The organism is Aerococcus sp. L_32, from assembly GCF_050689315.1.
This window is the reverse complement of the sequence record NZ_JBOEQF010000098.1, coordinates 1-7,560: the sequence shown is the minus strand read 5'-3', so window position 1 is coordinate 7,560 and position 7,560 is coordinate 1. Positions and strand designations below refer to the sequence as shown.

The window sequence follows — 7,560 nt, the reverse complement described above, 5'->3', positions numbered from 1 at the left end:
TGAAAAATTCACGGTCTCTACGCCGTTCATTGTTTTCGCATGCTGCAAACGATGATCGACGTTATCTACGGCAATTACACGTTTAGCACCTTTCATTTTGGCAAATTTTTGTACAAATAATCCGATAGGGCCAGAACCCAATACGATTACTGTATCTCCTGGTTTCATACCACTATGCTCTACACTCCAATATGCTGTTGGCAGTACATCTGATAGAAATAATACCTTTTCATCCGGAAGATTATTTTCTGGAACAACAAAAGAAGTAAAATCTGCAAATGGGACACGTAAGTATTCAGCTTGCCCTCCGGGGTAATTTCCGTTCATTTTACCAAAACCGAACAATCCGCCTTGATCAAACATTGGATTAGGGTTTGAATTGTCACATTGACTTTCCATATGGTGAGCACAGAAATGACAATCTCCACAACCAATGTTGAATGGGATAACAACTCGGTCGCCTTTTTTCACTTTGGTCACTGCAGAACCAACTTCTTCTACAATACCCATAGGCTCATGTCCTACTACATAGTCTTCTTCCATGACCGGTTTCCCATTATGATATAAATGCAAGTCGGAACCGCAAATAGCTGTTGCTGTAATACGAATGATCATATCGATTGGTTCTTCAATCGTTGGATCCGGGACTGTTTTGACTTCCATTTTTTCGTTTCCTTACCATGTTACTGCGCGCATAGAATCTCTCCTTCATATAAAAGTGATAGTTTCAGATTTTAAATTAGTTTATCATCTTTTTTATATAATTCAAAAGTTATGTAATCGTTTAAGTTTTGGCTTCTCTATTTTCGTACCTCTATAGCTGTGCCATAGAACTTTTCTCATAAACGACAAGGGATTCTTGCTACTAAAGCTAGCATTGGAAGGTCGCTACCAGAGAATAAACATTCTATGACTGATACGGAAATATAGCTTAAATAAATGAGCCCTACCACGCTATGTAAGTTTTATGTTACTTTCGATTCTATTTGATATTAAATACCTTTTTCCCAGTATGTATTTAGTAAAAAAATTACACTACTCACTACACTTTATAGTAAGGAGCATCTATTCAACTATTAAAAAAACATTGCTGTCTTCATTTTGAAAAAGTGATAAACTTATTTAAAAATAGACCATTAACACGCTCCTGAATAAATTAACCACAATGATTAAATAAATGAGGATGAAAAATATGGAATATGTTGAACAAAAGTTTTACTATCATAATGATCAAGAAGTATCCACAGACAACTTGCATCCATTTGAACAATTAACAGGAAAAAACGTGTATGAAGTGATTCGCGTTAGAGAAGGCATACCTTTGTTTTTGGAAGATCATTTGCGCCGATTCAGAGCGTTTGCTCTAGTTGTCGGCATTCCTTTAACAGATTCAGATGATATCTTAATCAATCGGTTATACCAACTTATAGATAAGAATGGTGCCTCTGATCAAAATATCAAATTGATCTGGAATAAAGACATTGGTTTACTGGCTTTCTTCACTAAAAGTTCCTATCCGCCTGCGAGCTATTATCAAAATGGCATTAAAACAACTTTGTTGAATTTGGAAAGAGAAGATCCGAATATCAAGATCCAACGTGAAGAGTATCAAAAAACTGTACTAACGGAACGAGAAAAAACAGGTTCATATGAAGTGCTTTTAGTCGACCAAGAAGGTAACGTCACAGAAGGCAGTCGTTCAAATTTATTTATTGTTAAAGGGAACAAACTCTATACTTCCCCAGCTAAAAATGTTCTTTTAGGTATTGTACGTTCTAAAGTTGTAGCTATTTGCCAACAGCAGCAAATTGATATCATTGAACAAAATATTCCAGTAACTGAATTAAATACTATCGATGGCGCTTTTATATCAGGAACGGGTAACGATGTATTGCCTATAGCTTCCATAGATTCCTTCAAATTAGCGTCGATAAAAAGTCCGGTCATTTCGTCGATTATGCACGAATACGATCGTTTAGTGAAGCAGTACATTGCCTCTAAAAAAGATATTTAAAATAAGATTTGCAAAACAAGATAGTCTCCCGACAAAGAAACCCTTCAACTCATCCTAAACTAGAGAGTTGAAGGGTTTTTATTTCTTTTAAAAAGCATAATGAGTCAAATACCTTAAAAGATAAGTGAAACACAAAAATTTAATGAGTAACTCACCATCTATCAAAATTATGACAAAATAGAATAGTTATCTACGCTAAACGCAAAATTAATGTGGAAATTATTTTAGTCCGAAATCAATCAAAACAAAAACCACGACGAAAAAATCATATTTATCATTATTTCATCACGGTTTTTATTTTTTTAGAGCTAGGTATTTCCTGGCCCCATTTTTTTATGAAAGATGACAATCAGGTTATTCAATAATGATTGCATCTAAAGTTGTCATATCAGCTTCAGAAATTTCAAAATCTAATTCAGCATTGGCAAGAATGTATTCTTCGTGAACTGATTTTGGTAGAATGATGTGGCCTTTTTGCAAAGGATAACGGTAGCATAATTGCGGTACGGATACACCGTATTTATCTGCAATTGCCTTAATATCTTCGTTGCCTAATAAGCGACCTGTACCTAATGATGAATAAGCTTCAACGATGATGTCGTTAGCTTCACAATAAGATACAATATCGTCTTGCGTATAGCCGATGTGGTACTTGATTTGGTTTACAACAGGTTTAATATTTGTGTTTTCAATTAAGTGTTTTAAGTCGTCGGCGTTAAAATTTGAAACCCCGATTGCACGGACTAAGCCTTTATCATACAACTCTTCTAAAGCACGCCATACTTGGATATTTTCTTCATAGAAGCTTGGTCGTTTGTCATCAGTTCTTGAGAAAAAGCGCCATGGCGTCGGACAGTGTACTAACAGTAAATCAATATAATCAGTGTCTAAATCTTTTAATTCTTGGTAGAAGTTGTCCATAGCCGCTTCATAAGTTTTCGATTCCCCACGAACCTTAGTTGTGATGAAGATATCTTCACGGTTAACGCTAGAAGATTTAATCCCTTCACCAATCCCTTTAGCGTTTCCGTAAGCATGGGCACCGTCAATGTGTTTATAGCCATTGTCTAGGGCAAAACGAACTGAGCTCACTGCCTCAGCGGTCGGTGTTTGCCAAGTCCCTAATGCGATTTGTGGGACTTCTACCCCATTATTTAAGGTTAATGTTTCATTTAATAAATTCATGTAATTTCCCCTTAATACGTATTCAGTTTACACTGTACCTACATTATAGTTGGAAAATTTCAGACCACCAAATAAAAGCTCTTACCTTGTGATAAGATAAGAGCTTTAGCTTTAAAAATTATTTTAGTTTTTAAGTGATTGAATTGGCGCTGGAATACGACCACCACGGTTGATAAAGGTATTTGGAGAAGTTCTATTGACTTGCATAACAGAAGCTTCACCAAACAAACCACCAAAGTTCAAGACTTCATCATCACGACGACCGATAGCTGGAATTACTCGAACAGCTGTTGTTTTAGAATTGATCATCCCAATGGCTGCTTCATCAGCAATAATCGCTGAAATAATTTCAGGCGTTGTATCACCAGGAATAACGATCATATCTAAACCAACTGAACATACAGCCGTCATAGACATTAAAGTTTCAATGTTTAAAGTACCGTTAGCTGCAGCAGCAATCATCCCTGCATCCTCACTTACTGGAATGAAGGCACCTGATAAACCACCAACATTTGATGATGCCATGATACCACCTTTTTTAACCGCGTCGTTTAGCATGGCTAGAGTCGCTACTGAACCGTGGGCACCCACTTGGTCTAAACCAATTTCTTCTAGGATATGAGCAACAGAATCGCCGACAGCTGGCGTAGGCGCTAATGATAAGTCTACAATACCAAATGGTACACCAAGCATGTTAGAGGCTTCTGTCCCCACTAATTGGCCCATACGAGTGACTTTGAAAGCTGTTTGTTTAATGGTATCCGCAACTGTTTCAAGAGATGCATCTTTTGGCAATTCTGCAAGAGCATTACGGACAACACCTGGTCCAGAAACCCCAACGTTAATCACGACATCCGGCTCTCCCTGACCGTGGAAGGCACCGGCCATGAACGGATTATCTTCAACTGCATTACAGAAGACGACAATCTTAGAAGCCCCCATGCTTTCGTTTTCTTGGGTTAATTCAGCTGCTTTACGGACAACCTCACCCATGATTTTAACAGCATCCATGTTGATACCTGCACGTGTTGACCCAATATTCACGGATGAACAAACGTGGTCTGTTTCAGCCATCGCTTGTGGAATTGATTCGATTAAAGCACGGTCCCCAGCAGAAAATCCTTTATGAACTAATGCTGTATACCCACCGATGTAGTTGACGCCAACTGCATTGGCTGCCTTGTCTAAGATATGGGCATATTTTAATGGGTCGCCACCTGAAGCCGCTAATAATTGCGAAATTGGCGTTACCGCAATCCGTTTATTAACAATTGGAATCCCGTATTTCTCTTCAATTTCTTCACCGGTTTTCACCAAGTCTTTGGCAACTGTGGTGATTTTATCATATACCTTTTGGCAGGCACGGTCGATATCTGGATCTGCACAGTCAATCAATGAAATCCCCATTGTAATTGTTCGAATATCCAAATTGTTGTCTTTAATCATTGAAACTGTTTCAATGATATTATTCATTTCTAGCATGTTTGTTTCTCCTTAACTGACTTAAATTTTATGCATGGCATTAAAAATATCTTCGTGCATTACATAAACTTCCATCGCAGTTAATGCATCTTTAATTTCTTTTTTAAAGTCCTCAAATTCAACGTTTAAATCATCAATATTGACGATCATCACCATGGTAAAAAGGTCTTGCATGATTGATTGCTCAACATCTACAATATTTGCGTTTAATTCAGCACATTTAGTGGCTGCTTTCGCTAAAATACCAACCTTATCCTTACCAATCACTGTAATTACTGCTTGCATATTATCCCATCCTTCAATTTATTTATCCCGTTATTAATGCAAATCCCACTAACAACTTAAATAAGGTCATTGTTTTATCTTTTGCCAAGTACATATGCCTCCTGATCAAAATAAACAAAATCTCATCCTATTATAATCTATGCCATTTGAAAACAAAATCAAAAGATAACATTCTCATAAAAAAGCGGACAATTTAAGGGGCATTCGATACAAAATCAATCCCTTATTGCATTTTACTAAAATATTTTTAGTAAAGACATTGTAAATCCTTCGCTTCTTAGCAATCTCCAATCCACTGCTATTATTCGTAATCAACGCCCTCTGTCCAGGCGGTCTCCAAATAATCCTCATAGGTAAAATCTTCTGTATACGTCATCATCCGGTCATGAATGGTCTCAACCCAAGCCGCTTGATCATTATCTTGCCCCTTATAATCCGCTAATGGGCTACTTTCATATGAAGTCTCATTAGCTGTCCCTGAAAAATAAGTCGGCATGAATTTCCCGGCGCTTACCTGTACTTCACCGCTTTCGTCACGTTCAAAAGTCACCTCATGAATGCCCCCAAGTTTATTATCATCTGCAACTTGACCAGTCATAAATGACGCTTGCGAATAAATCACATAGGTATCCTTGTCATTCAACCAATTCACTGGCTGTAAATCATGCGGGTGTCCGCCAATTACCAATTTTACCCCAGCATCGGCCAAGGCCTGGGTCACAGCGATTTGTTCATCATCCGGCAGGGTCCCGTACTCAGTCCCCAAATGTAAGGATACAACGACCGCATCCACTTGGTCATTCAATGCCGCCACTTCTTCAAGCATCACTGGTAGATCCGCATAGTTGACCACCCACGGCTCATCTTCGGGCGGAACCATGCCGTTGGTCCCATAAGTATAAGCAAGAAAACCCAACTTAATCCCATTTTTCTCGATAATCCTTTCCGTGTCATGGTCTTCTTGACTACGAAATGCCCCGTAATACATGAGCCCAGCCTCATCCAAATGGTCCATAGTGATGTAAGCACCGTCCGCAAACTGGTCCAGCGTATGGTTAGTCGCAGTTGACACACCGTCAATACCAGCCCGCTTTAAAGACCCAAGAATGGACGAAGGCATATTGAAATTCGGATAAGTCGCCACCGGCAATTCAGGATAGGCCGCAGGAATCTCCAGGTTGGCCACTGTATAATCTGCATAAGATGTAAATGGCGCAATTTTAGTAACCATAGGGTCAAAATTGTAGTCCGAAACACCTAGATCAACCGCCATGTCCCCATTATTTGAACCATGGGCAATCAAATTGTCTCCAGTTAGAGCACCCGCATCCTGTAGTGAAGCCGTTTGATCCGCAAACACCTCCGCTGTCGTATCCGCTGTTGCTGTCACCTCCGAATGGATCAAAACATCTCCAACCGACCGCAAGACAAAAGTCCCATCCTCACCCTGCCACTGGTCCTCAGTTTCCTTAGCCGGCAGATGTGATAAAAAGGACGGTACTTGTATGGCTGGCGTTTCGCTCGCCCCTTGTTCATCCCCATTTTTATTGGCGTTACTTGGTGAAACAATCCCATTGTAGGCAAGTGCAATGCCCACTAGACAGACTAGTCCAATGGCTAAAATCATTAGTAATATTCGGTTACCCTGGCTCAACTTATTCTTCATCTAAATCCAACACCTCTCCCAATTCATTACATTAATGATAATGGAAGAATTTTCAAACAACAAGGTAAAAAAAGACCTTCAAAGCATTTCGCTTTGAAGGCCTTTCTCACTTTATGCATCTTTAGTTGAATCACGCAAAATAAACTTATGTGGTAAGGTTACATGGTTTTCGATTTCTTCTTCTTTGTTCATTAATTTTGTTAGGATACGCATTGAAACAGCACCAATATCATATAAAGGTGGTTCAATTGACGTTAAAGTTGGTCGAACAACTTCAGTTAAAGCCGTGTTGTTTGATGTCACAATAGCAAATTCTTCTGGTACCTTCACACCATTATCCACCATATGGTTGGTTACTTTAACAGCTAACTCATCACCGACGACAACGATACCGTCAGCTTTTGAATCAAGGATTTGTTGGGCAATGTCTTCACCGTTTTTGAAACGAGAGTCTTGCACTTCAAATAATAATGATTCGTCCAATTCCTTACCAGCTTCTTCTAAAGCTTTTAAGTATCCATTGTAACGGTCTAGGTTATTGGTAAAGTATGGTTTAGCCGCTAGGAAACCAATATTTTTATATCCTTGTGCAAATAAACCTGAGACAGCTTCATAGAAAGCTTGTGTGTAGTCGATATTTACAGAAGGAATTTCACCTTTATGATCGTTTAAACCAGCTAATACAAACGGTGTGTTTGTACGGTTGATTTCTTCACGAACAGAGTCAGATAATTGGTGACCCATGTAGATAACACCATCTACTTGTTTTGCTAAGATGTTAGAAAGAACTTGTGATTCTTTTTTATTATCTGCATTGTCCAGGATAATGTTGTATTTGTACATCGAGGCAATATCATCAATCCCTAAAGCTAAAGCACTAAAGAAATTATTTGTGATATCTGGTAATAATACCCCAACAGTTGTCGTT

The 7,560-nt window shown here is 38.6% G+C and carries 7 protein-coding genes; 1 reads left to right on the top strand and 6 read right to left on the bottom strand.

Annotation, left to right across the window (positions count from 1 at the left end; all coding sequences use genetic code 11):
* Positions 1-663: alcohol dehydrogenase catalytic domain-containing protein (locus ACRCJ0_RS07605; protein ID WP_431390077.1), on the bottom strand; the 663-nt coding region annotated here is incomplete at its 3' end.
* Between the two features lie 529 nt (positions 664-1,192).
* Here ACRCJ0_RS07605 and ACRCJ0_RS07600 point away from each other — a divergent pair.
* The gene (locus tag ACRCJ0_RS07600; RefSeq protein WP_417893782.1) at positions 1,193-2,014 is read left to right on the top strand and encodes an aminotransferase class IV; all 822 of its coding nucleotides are present in this window, start codon (positions 1,193-1,195) and stop codon (positions 2,012-2,014) included.
* A gap of 354 nt (positions 2,015-2,368) precedes the next feature.
* On the opposite strand, the gene ACRCJ0_RS07595 is transcribed toward ACRCJ0_RS07600, so the two are convergent.
* The 5 genes from ACRCJ0_RS07595 to ACRCJ0_RS07575 all read right to left on the bottom strand — a co-directional run.
* Positions 2,369-3,199: an aldo/keto reductase gene (locus tag ACRCJ0_RS07595; RefSeq protein ID WP_417893781.1), complete on the bottom strand. Its 831-nt coding sequence runs from the start codon at positions 3,197-3,199 to the stop codon at positions 2,369-2,371.
* 123 nt (positions 3,200-3,322) lie between these two features.
* On the bottom strand, positions 3,323-4,681 hold the full coding sequence (locus ACRCJ0_RS07590; RefSeq protein WP_048729683.1) for a PFL family protein: 1,359 nt from the start codon (positions 4,679-4,681) through the stop codon (positions 3,323-3,325).
* Positions 4,682-4,702: 21 nt separating this feature from the next.
* On the bottom strand, positions 4,703-4,966 hold the full coding sequence (locus ACRCJ0_RS07585; protein WP_290490144.1) for an ACT domain-containing protein: 264 nt from the start codon (positions 4,964-4,966) through the stop codon (positions 4,703-4,705).
* 301 nt (positions 4,967-5,267) lie between these two features.
* Positions 5,268-6,632, bottom strand: a complete 1,365-nt coding sequence (locus ACRCJ0_RS07580) for a CapA family protein (RefSeq protein WP_431387847.1) — start codon at positions 6,630-6,632, stop codon at positions 5,268-5,270.
* A 111-nt stretch (positions 6,633-6,743) separates the two neighbouring features.
* A partial coding sequence (locus ACRCJ0_RS07575; RefSeq protein ID WP_431390076.1) for a substrate-binding domain-containing protein occupies positions 6,744-7,560 on the bottom strand: 817 nt, incomplete at its 5' end.

What these genes read in the sequence shown, in the direction of transcription:
- ACRCJ0_RS07600 (WP_417893782.1), top strand. Translation starts at nt 1,193, where the DNA reads ATGGAATATGTTGAACAAAAGTTTTACTATCATAATGATCAAGAAGTA.
- ACRCJ0_RS07595 (WP_417893781.1), bottom strand. Translation starts at nt 3,199, where the DNA reads ATGAATTTATTAAATGAAACATTAACCTTAAATAATGGGGTAGAAGTC.
- ACRCJ0_RS07590 (WP_048729683.1), bottom strand. Translation starts at nt 4,681, where the DNA reads ATGCTAGAAATGAATAATATCATTGAAACAGTTTCAATGATTAAAGAC.
- ACRCJ0_RS07585 (WP_290490144.1), bottom strand. Translation starts at nt 4,966, where the DNA reads ATGCAAGCAGTAATTACAGTGATTGGTAAGGATAAGGTTGGTATTTTA.
- ACRCJ0_RS07580 (WP_431387847.1), bottom strand. Translation starts at nt 6,632, where the DNA reads ATGAAGAATAAGTTGAGCCAGGGTAACCGAATATTACTAATGATTTTA.